15 protein-coding genes, 1 tRNA gene and 1 pseudogene are annotated in these 14,634 nt (G+C 51.9%); 11 read left to right on the top strand and 6 right to left on the bottom strand.

Translation table 11 applies throughout. The features are described from left to right. Positions 1 to 13 precede the first annotated feature (13 nt). The 5 genes from HVZ52_RS03795 to hemW are packed head-to-tail and all read left to right on the top strand — an operon-like array spanning position 14 to position 3,320. A complete protein-coding gene (locus HVZ52_RS03795) occupies positions 14 to 718 on the top strand; it encodes a YggS family pyridoxal phosphate-dependent enzyme (RefSeq protein WP_181598884.1) in 705 nt (234 codons plus the stop codon). A gap of 18 nt (positions 719 to 736) precedes the next feature. Next, positions 737 to 1,303, top strand: a complete 567-nt coding sequence (locus HVZ52_RS03790) for a YggT family protein (RefSeq protein ID WP_016154401.1) — start codon at positions 737 to 739, stop codon at positions 1,301 to 1,303. Beyond that, positions 1,300 to 1,590: a DUF167 family protein YggU gene (yggU, locus tag HVZ52_RS03785; RefSeq protein ID WP_005123286.1), complete on the top strand. Its 291-nt coding sequence runs from the start codon at positions 1,300 to 1,302 to the stop codon at positions 1,588 to 1,590. The genes HVZ52_RS03790 and yggU overlap by 4 nt, the downstream gene beginning before the upstream one ends. A gap of 7 nt (positions 1,591 to 1,597) precedes the next feature. After that, on the top strand, positions 1,598 to 2,191 hold the full coding sequence (locus tag HVZ52_RS03780; protein WP_016154402.1) for an XTP/dITP diphosphatase: 594 nt from the start codon (positions 1,598 to 1,600) through the stop codon (positions 2,189 to 2,191). Next, a complete protein-coding gene (gene hemW, locus HVZ52_RS03775) occupies positions 2,184 to 3,320 on the top strand; it encodes a radical SAM family heme chaperone HemW (protein ID WP_131380042.1) in 1,137 nt (378 codons plus the stop codon). Before HVZ52_RS03780 ends, hemW begins: the two co-directional genes overlap by 8 nt. Before the next feature lie 31 nt (positions 3,321 to 3,351). Here the strand turns inward: hemW and HVZ52_RS22995 are convergent. The 5 genes and pseudogenes from HVZ52_RS22995 to trmB form a co-directional block, all read right to left on the bottom strand. Beyond that, positions 3,352 to 3,458 (bottom strand): annotated as a pseudogene (locus HVZ52_RS22995) (DUF1202 family protein); the annotation flags it as partial. A gap of 119 nt (positions 3,459 to 3,577) precedes the next feature. Continuing rightward, positions 3,578 to 4,624, bottom strand: coding sequence for an L-asparaginase 2 (gene ansB, locus HVZ52_RS03765; RefSeq protein ID WP_016154404.1), 1,047 nt, complete (start codon positions 4,622 to 4,624; stop codon positions 3,578 to 3,580). A gap of 188 nt (positions 4,625 to 4,812) precedes the next feature. Then, the gene (locus tag HVZ52_RS03760) at positions 4,813 to 5,532 is read right to left on the bottom strand and encodes a DUF2884 domain-containing protein (RefSeq protein ID WP_016157447.1); all 720 of its coding nucleotides are present in this window, start codon (positions 5,530 to 5,532) and stop codon (positions 4,813 to 4,815) included. Between the two features lie 49 nt (positions 5,533 to 5,581). Beyond that, positions 5,582 to 5,908, bottom strand: a complete 327-nt coding sequence (locus HVZ52_RS03755) for a YggL family protein (RefSeq protein WP_016154406.1) — start codon at positions 5,906 to 5,908, stop codon at positions 5,582 to 5,584. Beyond that, positions 5,908 to 6,627 (bottom strand): tRNA (guanosine(46)-N7)-methyltransferase TrmB, encoded by a 720-nt coding sequence (gene trmB, locus HVZ52_RS03750; RefSeq protein ID WP_016154407.1) that lies wholly within the window; start codon positions 6,625 to 6,627, stop codon positions 5,908 to 5,910. Before trmB ends, HVZ52_RS03755 begins: the two co-directional genes overlap by 1 nt. A 160-nt stretch (positions 6,628 to 6,787) precedes the next feature. Here trmB and mutY point away from each other — a divergent pair, with 160 nt between their 5' ends. The 4 genes from mutY to HVZ52_RS03730 all read left to right on the top strand — a co-directional run bounded on the left by mutY (position 6,788) and on the right by HVZ52_RS03730 (position 10,790). Beyond that, positions 6,788 to 7,840 carry an A/G-specific adenine glycosylase gene (mutY, locus tag HVZ52_RS03745; protein ID WP_049268553.1) on the top strand — a complete coding sequence of 351 codons (1,053 nt, stop codon included), beginning with the start codon at positions 6,788 to 6,790 and terminating at the stop codon, positions 7,838 to 7,840. A gap of 27 nt (positions 7,841 to 7,867) precedes the next feature. Continuing rightward, positions 7,868 to 8,143 carry an oxidative damage protection protein gene (locus HVZ52_RS03740; protein ID WP_016154409.1) on the top strand — a complete coding sequence of 92 codons (276 nt, stop codon included), beginning with the start codon at positions 7,868 to 7,870 and terminating at the stop codon, positions 8,141 to 8,143. Between the two features lie 94 nt (positions 8,144 to 8,237). Beyond that, positions 8,238 to 9,323, top strand: coding sequence for a membrane-bound lytic murein transglycosylase MltC (gene mltC / locus HVZ52_RS03735; protein ID WP_016154410.1), 1,086 nt, complete (start codon positions 8,238 to 8,240; stop codon positions 9,321 to 9,323). A 210-nt stretch (positions 9,324 to 9,533) separates the two neighbouring features. Then, on the top strand, positions 9,534 to 10,790 hold the full coding sequence (locus HVZ52_RS03730; protein WP_016157449.1) for a nucleoside permease: 1,257 nt from the start codon (positions 9,534 to 9,536) through the stop codon (positions 10,788 to 10,790). 55 nt (positions 10,791 to 10,845) lie between these two features. On the opposite strand, the gene HVZ52_RS03725 is transcribed toward HVZ52_RS03730, so the two are convergent. Further along, entirely contained in the window at positions 10,846 to 12,981 is a 2,136-nt protein-coding gene (locus HVZ52_RS03725; RefSeq protein WP_181598883.1) for an ornithine decarboxylase, read from the bottom strand. 468 nt (positions 12,982 to 13,449) lie between these two features. Here HVZ52_RS03725 and HVZ52_RS03720 point away from each other — a divergent pair, with 468 nt between their 5' ends. Next, entirely contained in the window at positions 13,450 to 14,157 is a 708-nt protein-coding gene (locus HVZ52_RS03720) for a DUF554 domain-containing protein (RefSeq protein WP_016157451.1), read from the top strand. A gap of 105 nt (positions 14,158 to 14,262) precedes the next feature. Next, a tRNA-Phe gene (locus HVZ52_RS03715) sits at positions 14,263 to 14,338 on the top strand. Positions 14,339 to 14,634 lie beyond the last annotated feature (296 nt).

Genomic DNA, 14,634 nt, shown 5'->3' with positions numbered 1-14,634 from the left:
ACATCCTCGGAAAATGAACGATATCGCGCATAACCTGGCACATGTCCGGGACAAAATCTCAGCCGCCGCGACGCGTTGCGGGCGGTCTTCAGAAGAAGTTATATTGCTTGCAGTCAGCAAAACCAAACCTGCGAGCGCCATCGAAGAAGCCATGACCGCAGGGCAGCGTGCCTTCGGTGAAAACTATGTCCAGGAAGGGGTGGATAAGATCCGCTACTTTCAAGAAAACGGCGTTAACGATCTGCAGTGGCACTTTATCGGTCCGCTGCAGTCGAACAAAAGTCGTCTGGTCGCTGAACATTTTGACTGGTGCCATACGATTGATCGTCTGCGTATCGCTGCCCGTCTGAGCGAACAGCGCCCGGCGGAACTGCCGCCGCTCAATGTGTTGATTCAGATTAATATCAGCGATGAGAACAGTAAGTCAGGTATTCCGCTTGCAGAGCTTGATGCACTGGCCGCTGAAGTCGCCGCGCTGCCACGCATTACCCTGCGTGGCCTGATGGCGATTCCGGCGCCAGAGTCAGATTATGTAAGGCAGTTTGAAGTTGCACAGCAAATGGCGGTAGCATTTGCCGGGTTGAAAACACGTTACCCAAGTATCGACACGCTCTCACTGGGGATGTCTGATGATATGGATGCCGCCATTGCGGCGGGTAGCACGATGGTGCGCATCGGCACTGCCATTTTTGGTGCTCGTGATTACACTAAAAAATAAGGAAAACTAAGGAACACCATGAATACGTTGACCTTCCTGCTCTCAACGGTAATTGAGCTGTATACCATGGCGCTGCTGCTGCGCGTGTGGATGCAATGGTCTCGCTGCGATTTCTACAACCCGTTCTCGCAGTTTATTGTGAAAATCACTCAGCCCATTATTGGGCCGTTACGCCGTATTATTCCGCCGATGGGGCCAATTGACAGTGCATCGGCATTAGTTGCGCTCGTTCTGAGCTTTATCAAGGCCATCGTGCTGTTTAAGGTGGTTACGTTCCAGCCGATCATCTGGATCGCCGCCGTGCTGATTGTTCTGAAGACTATCGGACTGCTGATTTTCTGGGTTCTGCTGGTGATGGCGATTATGAGCTGGGTCAGCCAGGGCCGCAGCCCTGTGGAGTACGTGCTGATTCAACTGGCGGATCCGCTGCTGCGTCCTATTCGTCGCTTACTTCCAGGCATGGGCGGGATCGATTTCTCGCCAATGATCCTGGTTCTGCTGCTGTATGTCATTAACATGGGCATCGCAGAAGTGTTACAGGCGACAGGTAACATGCTGCTGCCGGGGCTGTGGATGGCGCTATGAGTGCCGTTACCCCCTGCGATGACGGTCTGGTTTTACGGCTCTACATTCAGCCTAAAGCCAGCCGTGACAGTATAGTAGGTTTACATGGCGACGAACTAAAAGTCGCCATTACCGCCCCACCGGTTGATGGGCAAGCCAATAGCCATCTGGTGAAGTTTCTCGGCAAACAGTTCCGTGTGGCAAAAAGCCAGGTCGTCATTGAGAAGGGCGAGCTTGGTCGTCACAAACAGGTTAAAATCATTCATCCGCAACAGATCCCGCCCGAAATTGCGGCGCTAACTGATTAGGTATCCCATGCAAAAAGTTGTCCTCGCGACCGGCAACGCCGGTAAAGTGCGTGAACTCGCCTCTCTTCTGAGTGATTTCGGTCTTGATGTTGTTGCCCAAACGGATCTGGGTGTTGATTCTGCAGAAGAAACCGGGCTGACGTTTATTGAGAACGCCATTCTGAAGGCACGTCATGCCGCGCAAATTACCGGTTTACCCGCCATTGCTGATGACTCCGGTCTGGCGGTAAATGCCCTTGGCGGCGCGCCGGGCATCTATTCAGCCCGCTATTCCGGCGAAGATGCAACCGATCAGCAGAACCTGGAAAAACTGCTCCACACCCTGCAGGATGTTCCTGATGACAAGCGCCAGGCACAATTCCACTGCGTGCTGGTGTATATGCGCCATGCAGACGATCCAACACCTGTGGTTTGCCACGGACGCTGGCCGGGCGTTATTGCCCGTGAACCTGCCGGAAACGGTGGTTTTGGCTACGACCCAATCTTCTTTGTGCCCTCTGAAGGGAAAACCGCCGCCGAACTGACCCGCGAAGAAAAGAGCGCGATTTCTCACCGCGGACAAGCGCTGAAGCTGCTGCTGGATGCCCTGCGTAATGGTTAAGCTTCCGCCGTTAAGTCTTTACATTCACATCCCGTGGTGCGTGCAGAAATGCCCGTACTGCGACTTCAACTCGCATGCGCTAAAAGGCGAAGTCCCTCATGACGACTATGTGCAGCATCTGCTGAGCGATCTGGATTCTGAGGTGGCCCACGCCCAGGGCCGTGAGGTAAAGACGATTTTTATCGGTGGTGGTACGCCGAGCCTGCTTTCTGGCCCGGCAATGCAAACGCTGCTCGACGGCGTGCGCGCACGGCTGAATCTCGCCGCAGATGCAGAAGTCACGATGGAGGCGAATCCCGGTACGGTGGAAGCCGATCGCTTTGTGGATTATCAACGTGCTGGCGTAAACCGTATCTCCATTGGTGTACAGAGCTTTAGCTCCGCCAAACTCGAACGTCTGGGACGTATTCACGGGCCGGAAGAAGCCAAACGTGCAGCGCACCTGGCGAGCGGTCTGGGACTACGCAGCTTTAACCTCGACCTGATGCACGGTTTACCGGATCAGACGCTGGAAGAAGCGCTGGGCGATTTACAGCAGGCCATCGCGCTCAACCCACCGCATCTTTCCTGGTATCAGTTGACCATCGAACCGAATACGCTGTTCGGGTCCCGACCACCGGTATTACCGGACGACGACGCGCTGTGGGATATTTTTGAGCAAGGCCACCAGTTGCTTACCGCCGCGGGGTATCAGCAGTACGAAACCTCAGCCTACGCCAGACCGGGTTATCAGTGTCAGCACAACCTAAATTACTGGCGTTTTGGCGACTACTTAGGCATTGGTTGCGGCGCGCACGGCAAAGTCACTTTCCCAGACGGTCGCATCCTGCGCACTACCAAAACGCGACATCCGCGCGGATACATGCAAGGACGTTATCTGGAAAGCCAGCGAGATGTCGCCGAGGCCGATAAGCCGTTTGAGTTCTTTATGAACCGTTTCCGGCTGCTGGAAGCCGCGCCTCGCGCGGAGTTCACGCAATATACCGGGCTTACCGAAGACGTTATTCGTCGACAGATCGATGAGGCCATTGCCCAGGGCTATCTGAGTGAATGCGATGAATACTGGCAGATTACCCAACACGGTAAGCTATTTTTGAATTCGCTGCTGGAGCTGTTTCTGGCGGAGTGATGCTCGATGCGCCCACGGGCGCATTATTGACAGGTGTGCCTTTAGTGGTCAGCATGGCGGAAAACTTTACAGGATGGTCTTTCGTCCAGGTCTTTCAAAAAATGTATAATCCCCGACCAATCCCACTAAGGTGTATAAATATGCAAAATAACGATCGGCAATCATCATAACCACAAAAATGATGAGCGAATTGATCGTTACGCATATTCAGGAGGTTTTGAGAAAACGCCCCAGTCGAATGACCGGGGCCAGAGTGATTAATACTGATTAAACATTTCCTGGATCTGCTTAGGATCCTTGGTTTGGGTCAGAGCCAGTTGCAGCAGAACACGCGCTTTTTGCGGGTTCAGAGAGCCTGAAGCCACAAATCCGTATTTCGCATCATCAACTTCAGCATCCTGGGTGGTGGCGCCCGTTGGTACACGGGATGAACGCACTACAACGGTACCTTTATGCGCGGCAGTTGCCAGCGTATCGAAAATGGTTTTATACAGGTTACCGTTACCTACACCCGCACTGACGATCCCGGCGTAACCCGCGTCTACCAATGCTTTGGCTGGCAGATCGGAGGCGTTAGCGTAGTTGTAAACAATCCCAACTTTCGGCAGCTCGGTCAGCTTAGATACGTCGAACGGCGTGGATGTGGTGTGCTTACGCGCAGGCGTACGCTGGTAGTCGATTTTACCGTTATGGATATACCCCAGCGGACCATAGTTAACAGATTTGAAAGTAGCGACATCCGTGGTGTTAGTTTTGGTCACGTCGCGACCATCCATAACGGTGTCGTTCATCACCACCAGCACACCACGGTTGGCAGAGGCTTTGTCTGCGGCGGTTACCACGGCGTTATACAGGTTGAACGGGCCATCAGCGCTCATACCCGTAGACGGACGCATTGCGCCGACCAGCACCACCGGCTTGTTGCACTTGACGGTGAGATCGAGGAAATAGGCGGTTTCTTCCATGGTATCCGTACCATGTGTTACCACGAAGCCGTCAGTTTTATCACACTCGGTATTAATCTTTTTCGCCAGCGTTAGCCAGACTTCGTCATTCATATCCTGGGAGCCGATGTTCACCACCTGCTCGCCTTTCACAACGGCGATATCTTTCAACTGAGGTACGGCATCAACCAAATTTTCTACGCCGACTTTGCCTGCCGTGTAGTTAGATTTTGTTGCGGAGTCACCGCCGCCGGCAATCGTCCCGCCGGTAGCTAAAATAGTGATGTTTGGCAGTGCAAGCGCCGCGCCGCTGAAACCCATAACCAGTGCGGCAAGTGCCGTTCTCTTGAAAAACTCCATGTTATTTCTCCAGTTACTTGAATTTGCAGCATTATGTCTATCTTACAGATGAATAATGTGACGCCATCCAATTAACCAGATTTATATCTCCATCAAATTGTTATTCTTAGAGATGGATATCAAAAAAACAGAAAAGTACAAAATAAAACGGCACAGAATGTTTCTGTGCCGTTAAAAAGAGGTGAAGATTATTTCAGAGTGCTAACCAGCGTTTTACGATCGTTTTCCAGCGTCACGACGCGGGCACAAACATCTTTGCCAAACTGCTGGAAGTCTTGTTCCTGATTCTTCCATTCGTTCTGAATTGAGGTTTGTAAACCTCCGAGGCTTCCGAGCACGCCCTGCAGCGGATTACCACCGCCCTTGAGCACGGCTTTCGCCCCCATCTCGTTGATGCTGTCCTGCAAAATACCGCCCATCGCCTGATTGACCAGCTGTTGTCCATCCGCGCGAACCTGATCAATCGCCTTATAATGGAAGGTCAGGCCGTCAGTGCGATGCTCAATAATGCGGTTCATCTGCTCTTTCAATTGCGCATCCAGCTTAGTTAAGCGGCCACGCATGTTGCTGCTTTCGCCGACCTCTTTGGCGATGATTTTATCCAGCGCCACGCGACCTTTCTCCACGCGCGCTCTGGCACCTTCGTCAATCCACGGCAGGCTGCTACGCAACGCCGCCTGATAATCTTTGGCCTGTTCACGCTGCGCGGCGTTCAGGTTGTACTGTTTACCGTTAAAGGTGACATCACCGGCCTGGGTAATGACCAGGTTGCCGTTCTCACCCTTCACCTGTACCGTTTGTGGACTCAAAATCACATCGTCACGCGGGGTGACGCTGCACTGATAATCAGCATGTGCGGCCATCGCCGTGAACGTTAGGACTGCCGCCAGCAGCGTTTTGCGCATCATATCTTTCCCTCAATACAAATTGGGCCGGCATTTGCCGACCCTTTGCTACTTAGTCCCACCAAATATCGAAAAGTTCGCTGGTGCGCACTTCTTCGAGTTTGTGCTCTTCCAGCCACTTACGCACGATAGCCTGATGTTCTTCGGTGCATTTGCCGATTTCCTGCAGACAGATCAGACCTTCCCAGGCCAGATAGCCGCTGCCGTCAAAGGCCAGCTTGTTCGGTTCGATAACTTCATTGATAAAATCATCAACGATTTGATCGACCTGCTCTCCAGATGTACCTTCCGGGAAACGCCATGCAACCGAAAATCCTACTTCCTGGAATTCGTCGATGTGCATTTTTTTACGCAGACGACGGCTACGGTTCTTTGCCATTATTTCACCCTCTCGAACATTAAGTCCCATACGCCGTGGCCAAGACGATGACCACGTTGTTCAAATTTGGTTACCGGGCGCGATTCCGGGCGCGGTACATAATCGTTACTCTCTGACTGGTTTTTATACCCGTCAATCGAGGACATCACTTCAAGCATGTGCTCCGCATAGGCTTCCCAGTCGGTTGCCATGTGGAACACGCCGCCCAGCTTCAGCTTGCTTAAGATATGCTCAGCAAACGGTACCTGAACGATACGGCGTTTATTATGACGTGCTTTATGCCACGGGTCAGGGAAAAACAGCTGAACCATAGATAAAGAATTGTCAGGAATCATTTTATGCAGGACTTCGACGGCATCATGGCACATGACACGCAGGTTCTCGACGCCCTCTTCATGAGCTGAAGCCAGACACGCGCCAACGCCCGGTGAGTGAACCTCAATGCCGAGGAAATTTTGCTCCGGACGCGCTTTCGCCATCGCCACCAGCGAAGCCCCCATACCAAAACCAATTTCAAGCGTGACTGGCGCATCGCGACCAAACAGCGCAGCGAAATCCACAGGTTCTTCGCTGAACTCAACGCCCATCACCGGCCAGTAGTTTTCCAGCGCGTGTTCCTGCCCTTTCGTCAGTCGCCCCTGGCGACGAACAAAACTACGAATCCGGCGCAGCGGGCGGCCGTTTTCATCAAATTCCGGTGAAATGACGTCGTTCTTCATAAAAGTTTAGTCTGCTGTGTTTGAGTTCTGAAAACGGGCATTATCCAAAGTTAGTTGCCGGATGCAAGTAAAGGAAGAAAGTGAGCAGCGGAAAGTTCCGGTTTACACCCCGTTGCCGCTGTGCTGCAATCTTGCCCCCGGCAATAATGAAACGGTAATCATGCAAGCGTCTCAATTCTCGGCTCAGGTTTTGAGCTGGTACGACAAATACGGGCGGAAAACGCTGCCCTGGCAAATTGACAAGACGCCTTACAAAGTATGGCTCTCTGAGGTGATGCTGCAACAAACTCAGGTTGCGACCGTTATCCCCTACTTTGAGCGCTTTATGGCGCGCTTCCCAACGGTAACGGATTTAGCCCATGCGCCGCTGGATGAAGTCCTGCATTTATGGACCGGGCTGGGCTATTACGCCCGAGCGCGTAATCTGCATAAAGCCGCGCAACAGGTTGTGACGCTGCACGGCGGCTCATTCCCGCAAACCTTTGATGAAGTGGCCGCCCTGCCAGGCGTCGGACGTTCAACTGCAGGCGCGATCCTTTCGCTCTCCCTGGGTCAGCATTTTCCGATTCTTGACGGTAACGTCAAACGTGTGCTGGCTCGCTGTTATGCTGTAAGCGGCTGGCCGGGTAAAAAAGAGGTCGAAAAGAAACTGTGGGAGTTGAGCGAGCAGGTTACGCCAGCCCATGGGGTTGAACGGTTTAATCAGGCGATGATGGATTTAGGCGCCATGGTCTGTACGCGCTCAAAACCCAAATGTTCCCTGTGTCCGTTGGAAAATGGCTGTGTGGCGAGCGCCAATGCAAGCTGGGCGCTGTACCCGGGTAAAAAGCCCAAACAGACATTACCAGAACGGACGGGCTATTTTTTACTGATGCAGCATGAAAACGAGGTGTTGCTCGCGCAGCGACCACCCAGCGGTTTATGGGGTGGCTTATACTGTTTTCCGCAGTTTGATGATGAGGATGGGCTACGCGACTGGCTGGCGCAACGGCAAATTAACGCAGATAATCTGACCCAACTTAATGCGTTTCGCCATACCTTTAGCCATTTCCACTTAGATATTGTGCCTATGTGGCTTCCCGTGTCCTCATTCACCTCATGCATGGATGAAGGCAACGCGCTCTGGTATAACTTAGCGCAACCGCCGTCGGTCGGACTGGCGGCCCCCGTGGAGCGTTTGTTACAGCAATTACGTGCCGGCACACAGGTTTAACGTACCGGTCGATAAAGAGGATTTTTTATGAGCAGAACAATTTTTTGCACTTTCCTGCAACGCGAAGCAGAAGGACAGGATTTTCAGCTGTACCCGGGCGATCTGGGAAAACGCATCTATAACGAGATTTCTAAAGAAGCATGGGCGCAATGGCAGCATAAACAAACCATGCTAATTAACGAGAAGAAACTCAATATGATGAACGTTGAACACCGTAAGTTACTGGAACAGGAGATGATTAACTTCCTGTTTGAAGGTAAGGATGTGCATATTGAAGGCTATACGCCTGAAGAAAAAAAATAAGCATCGCTTGCTGGCAATCTCGTAGGCCGGATAGGGTGCTTGCACCGCCATCCGGCAAAACGATACAACAACAAACACAACACGCACTCCCGGAATGATGAAAAAATTTCTCGCGCTTGCCGTTATCGCGCCGTTGCTCATCTCCTGTTCCAGTTCGACCAAAAAAGGCGATTCCTATAACGAAGCCTGGGTCAAGGATACCAACGGTTTTGATATTCTGATGGGGCAATTTGCCCATAACATTGAGAATCTGTGGGGATTTAAGGAAGTGCTGATTGCGGGTCCGAAGGACTACGTAAAGTATACCGATCAGTATCAAACCCGCAGCCATATCAATTTTGATGACGGTACGATAACCGTCGAGACCATTGCCGGGACAGATCCCGCCGGACATCTGCGTCTAGCGATTATCAAGACGTTGCTGATGGGCGATGATCCGGGTTCTATCGACCTCTATTCCGATGTCGACGACATTAAGATTTCCAAAGAGCCGTTCCTGTACGGGCAGGTAGTCGATAATACCGGCCAGCCTATTCGTTGGGAGGGACGTGCAACCAACTTTGCCAACTACCTGCTACAAACGCGACTGAAAAAGCGCAGCAATGGCTTGCGTATCATCTATAGCGTGACGATCAATCTGGTCCCGAACCACCTTGATAAGCGCGCGCATAAATACGTCGGCATGGTACGTCAGGCTTCACGTAAGTATGGCGTCGACGAGTCACTGATTCTGGCCATCATGCAAACCGAATCCTCGTTTAACCCGTATGCGGTCAGCCATGCCGATGCGCTGGGACTCATGCAGGTGGTACAACACAGCGCCGGAAAAGATGTGTTCCGTTCGCAGGGGCGCTCAGGCACGCCAAGCCGTAGCTTCTTGTTTGACCCGGCCAGCAACATTGATACCGGTACTGCCTATCTGGCAATGCTGAATAATGTCTATTTGGGCGGCATTGATAATCCGACCTCACGTCGCTATGCGGTGATCACCGCGTATAACGGCGGTGCGGGCAGCGTGCTGCGCGTGTTCTCGAACGATAAAATTCAGGCCGCAAACATCATTAACAGCATGTCCCCTGGGGACGTTTATCAAACGCTGACCACCCGACACCCATCTGCTGAATCACGCCGATATCTTTACAAGGTCAATTCCGCACAAAAATCATATCGTCGCCGCTAATGTATCCCTCTCTTGCCCCCTAAAACGGGGGCCTGAAGGAGGAAAAACGTTAACTCCATCACTCTTTTGCTTTGCAATCCGAAATTGTTTGCAAATATTTGTCACAGGTAACAAAAAAAGAGTGCCTCTCGTTGATAGAATCACATCATATAGCCACGGCAAATGTGCCTTTTAAAACATTCATCCGCATTACGGTGTGAGGAAATTAACATGAATCTTAAGCTGCAGCTGAAAGTTCTCTCGTTTCTGCAGTTCTGCTTATGGGGTAGTTGGCTCACTACCCTCGGCTCCTATATGTTTGTCACCCTTAAATTTGATGGTGCATCCATTGGCGCGGTGTACAGCTCGCTGGGGATCGCCGCCGTGTTTATGCCTACGCTGTTAGGGATCGTGGCTGACAAATGGATCAGTGCGAAATGGGTGTACACCATTTGTCACCTGGTCGGCGCAGCAACGCTGTTCGCCGCAGCCGAAGTCACCACGCCAGGTGCCATGTTCTTTGTGATCTTGCTTAACTCCCTGGCCTATATGCCAACGTTGGGATTAATCAACACCATCTCTTACTATCGCCTGCAATCAGCCGGGATGGATATTGTTACAGACTTCCCGCCAATCCGTATCTGGGGCACCATCGGCTTTATTCTGGCGATGTGGGCGGTAAGCTTCTCCGGCTTTGAACTGAGCCATATGCAGCTGTATATCGGCGCGACGCTGTCCGTCGTATTGGCGCTGTTCACCCTGACGCTGCCGCATATCCCGGTCGCCAATCAGCAGAAAAACCAGAGCTGGTCTTCCATGTTGGGCCTGGATGCCTTCGCGCTGTTTAAAAACAAGCGTATGGCGATTTTCTTCATCTTCTCTATGATGCTGGGCGCAGAGCTGCAAATTACCAATATGTTCGGTAATACCTTCCTGCACAGCTTCGATAACAATCCGCTGTTCTCCGGCAGCTTCATCGTTGAACACGCGTCAGTGATGATGTCGATTTCGCAGATCTCCGAGACGCTGTTTATCCTGACCATCCCGTTCTTCTTAAGCCGTTACGGTATTAAGAACGTGATGCTTATCAGTATCGTGGCGTGGATGTTGCGCTTCGGCCTGTTTGCCTACGGCGATCCAACACCGTTTGGTACCGTGCTGCTGGTTCTGTCGATGATTGTTTACGGCTGCGCCTTCGACTTCTTCAACATCTCTGGCTCCGTGTTTGTAGAGAAAGAAGTTCGCCCTGAAATCCGCGCCAGCGCACAAGGTATGTTCCTGATGATGACCAACGGCTTCGGTTGTATTCTGGGCGGTCTGGTGAGCGGTAAAGTAGTTGAACACTATACGCTGAACGGTATTACCGATTGGCAGACCGTGTGGCTGATCTTCGCAGGTTACTCGCTGGTTCTGGCTTTTGCCTTCGTTGCGCTGTTTAAATACAAACACGTACGCGTTCCGGCAGGCGCCCAGACTATCGCGCACTAATCTTTATTGATTAAATAGGGTCACCTGATGGTGGCCCTATTTGGTCAGATGACGCTTACTTCAGAACATATCCATACAGACGTTTAATGCCGTCTGCATCCGTTTCACTGTAAACCCCTTGCAGCTCCGGCGAGAAGCCCGGCAGCAGGTTTATGCCCTCTTCCAATGCCAGGAAGTAACGTTGCACCGCCCCGCCCCATACTTCGCCCGGTACCACGCACAGTACGCCCGGAGGATAAGGCAGCGCACCTTCTGCCGCAATGCGACCAGCGGCATCACAAATACGCACCAGTTCAACATCACCGCGGATAAAGGCGCTGTTAGCATCCTGCGGGTTCATCGCCACTGCAGGTAAACTCTCCTGACGGAACATCGCTTTTTGCAGATCTTTCACATCAAAGCTGACGTACAGTGAGTGCATCTCCTGACACAGTTCACGCAGCGTGTAATCCCGGTAACGTACCGGATACTTGTTGAAGATGGTGGGCAGCACGTTTGCCAGCGGCGTATCGTCTTCAATATGCTGTTCAAACTGCGCCAGCATCGCGACCAGTTGCGCCAGTTTCTCAGCGCTTTCTGCCGGGGTCAGCAGGAACAGAATCGAGTTAAGGTCGCATTTCTCCGGCACGATACCGTTTTCACGCAGATAATGCGCCAAAATCGTCGCCGGAATACCAAACTCAGTATATTGCCCGGTTTGCGCATCAATGCCCGGAGTGGTTAACAGCAGTTTGCAGGGATCGACAAAATACTGGTCGCGTGCATATCCAGAAAAACCATGCCATTTAGCACCAGGTTCAAAGCTAAAGAAGCGACGCTCGCTGGCAATCACCTGTGTCGGATAGCTTTCCCACGGTTTGCCATCTACTACCGGAGGAATAAATGGTTGAAGCATCTTACAGCGGGTAATAATCGCTTTGCGGGCCTCGATCCCCAGCGTCACACATTCCGCCCATAGCCGACGGCCGCTCTCGCCTTCATGGATTTTGGCGTTAACGTCCAGCGCCGCAAACAGCGGGTAAAACGGGCTGGTGGAAGCATGCAGCATAAACGCATTGTTCAGACGCTTATGCGGGCAGAACCGCGCCTGGCCGCGAATATGGTTATCCTTTTTATGGATCTGCGAGGTTTGCGAGAATCCGGCCTGCTGTTTGTGTACCGACTGAGTGACAAAGATTCCCGGATCGTTAGCATTGAGCTCCAGCAGTAGCGGCGAACCATCGGCCATCATCGGGATAAATTGCTCGTAACCGACCCATGCGGAATCAAACAGGATGTAATCGCACAGGTGACCGATCTTGTCGATCACCTGCCGGGCGTTGTAGATCGTACCGTCATAGGTACCCAACTGAATGATCGCCAGACGGAACGGGCGCGGTTGATCAGCCTTTTGCGGCGCAACTTCTCGAAGTTGCTGGCGCAGATACTCCTCATCAAAGCAGTGCTCATCAATGCCGCCAATAAAGCCAAACGGATTACGCGCCGCTTCCAGATAAACCGGCGTAGCACCCGCCTGGATCAGCGCCCCGTGGTGGTTCGATTTATGATTGTTGCGGTCAAACAGCACCAGATCGCCGCGCGTCAGCAGCGCATTGGTGACCACTTTATTGGCCGCAGAGGTCCCATTCAGCACAAAGTAGGTTTTATCCGCGTGGAAAACTTTCGCAGCAAATTTCTGCGCATGTTTCGCTGACCCTTCATGAATCAACAGATCGCCAAGCTTAACGTCAGCATTGCACATATCCGCGCGAAACAGATTCTCACCAAAGAACTCATAGAAATGTCGGCCCGCAGGATGCTTCTTAAAAAACTCACCGTGTTGGTGTCCCGGGCAGGCAAACGTGCTGTTCCCCATTTCGACATACTGGGTAAGCGTGTCATAGAACGGCGGCAGCAGCTCTTCCTCATACTGACAGGCAGCAGATTCCAGCTCCAGCCAGTCCTGAGCCTGACCGCGAATTACCGCATTAACGCCCGCAGGCACATCAACATCAGACTCTGCGAACAGAAACACAGGTAGATGAAAACCGGTGCGTTTCAGCAAAGCCAGGATCCCACTGCGGCTGTCCGCAACGGTAATGACGACTGCCGCAACGTCAGTAAAATCAGTACTGTCCAGCGACACCACCTGACGATGGCTGGACAGACGAGAAACCAGTTCACTACTGGCGGCAATTTTCATTGATTTCATAAGCGCAATAACCCGTTTCGGGAAAATCAAAAGTCCCGGACAACGCCGCATGGCTTTGCCCACGAAATGACAGGTCAAACTGGTTACCAGCCCCGACCGCCAGACATCAGTAAAAGCAGATAGCCTCTGATTTTACTGTTATCCTGCAGTGAGCGTGCGCTGCCCTCACCGCATGGTGGGAGCGTAAAGATAAGTCGCGGGAAGGGGCAAACGTCGCGCAAAAAGGCGATGTTGAAGGCGATGTAGGGGGAGTAATATCATCCCAGGCAGCCCCATTCAGACAGGAGAAAATTCGCGCAATCATGGCACCTTTCACTTACAGGCGCAAGATAAAATCCTGTGCGAAAACCTTACAGATAAGCAAGCATTTCGTCTGAAAGTTGCGGCATAATAATGCAATCTGAAACATAATTTCACCCAGCTAATTGCCTTTAGTATCAAGACGATGATGGGTATGCAGGAGCAAATGTGGTAATCGGACCCTTTATTAATGCCAGCGCCATTTTATTTGGTGGCATTCTCGGCGCGCTGCTCAGCCAGCATATACCAGAACGCATTCGGGTCTCCATGACCTCTATTTTCGGGCTGGCCTCGTTAGGGATTGGTATCTTGCTGGTTATCAAATGCGCCAACCTACCGGTGATGGTTCTGGCAACGCTCGTCGGCGCATTAATTGGCGAGTTCTGTCATCTGGAAAAAGGGATCAATGCTGCGGTAGCCAAAGCGCAGCAGCTTTTCACCCGCTCGGACGCCAACGTAACGCACGAATCCTTTATTCAAAGCTATGTGGCTATCATTGTGCTGTTTTGCGCCAGCGGTACCGGGATCTTCGGTGCGATACATGAAGGGATGACCGGCGACCCGAATATTTTAATCGCCAAGTCATTTTTGGATTTCTTCACGGCCATCATTTTTGCCTGTTCATTAGGAATCGCGGTATCCGCCATTTGCATGCCGATGCTGGCAATCCAGTTAACGCTTGCCACCTGTGCAGCACTGATTTTACCCCTGACGACGCCAGCTATGATGGCCGATTTCAGCGCCGTAGGCGGTCTATTGCTGCTGGCAACCGGTTTGCGTATTTGCGGCATCAAGATGTTTGCGGTTGTGAATATGCTTCCAGCCCTGCTGCTGGCAATGCCGCTTTCCGCCGCCTGGACGGCATTTTTTGGCTGAGAATGCGTGCATTAGCAGCAATGTGGTGATAGATTGTGCAGTCTGCATTGATTTGAAGAAATTTCGTTGACGAAGCGAAGCGAATCGGGTTTAATGCGCCTCGTTGCCCGGATAGCTCAGTCGGTAGAGCAGGGGATTGAAAATCCCCGTGTCCTTGGTTCGATTCCGAGTCCGGGCACCACTATTTAAAGAACCCGCCCTAGAGGCGGGTTTTTGCTTTTGGAGAAACGGACTCTCCATCAAGCTCCGTTCGATTATTCGTCTCCAGCGACTCACCCTTGCGGGGCCAGCGCGACAAGCGCGTTGTTCACCCCTTGCGGCGTTAGTCCGGGTCCGGACACCGCTGTTATTATAAATACATTAATAATGTTGCATTTTAACCGGCAGTTATCACAATCTCAATTTTGCTCATGTACTCGATATATAGTGATACATCTAACCACTCTCTGAATTTTTCAATGCACACATAAATGATGT

It is taken from the genome of Citrobacter sp. RHB36-C18, from assembly GCF_013814485.1.
GTDB classification, from domain to species: domain Bacteria; phylum Pseudomonadota; class Gammaproteobacteria; order Enterobacterales; family Enterobacteriaceae; genus Citrobacter; species Citrobacter braakii.
This window is presented reverse-complemented; position numbering and strand designations above follow the sequence as displayed.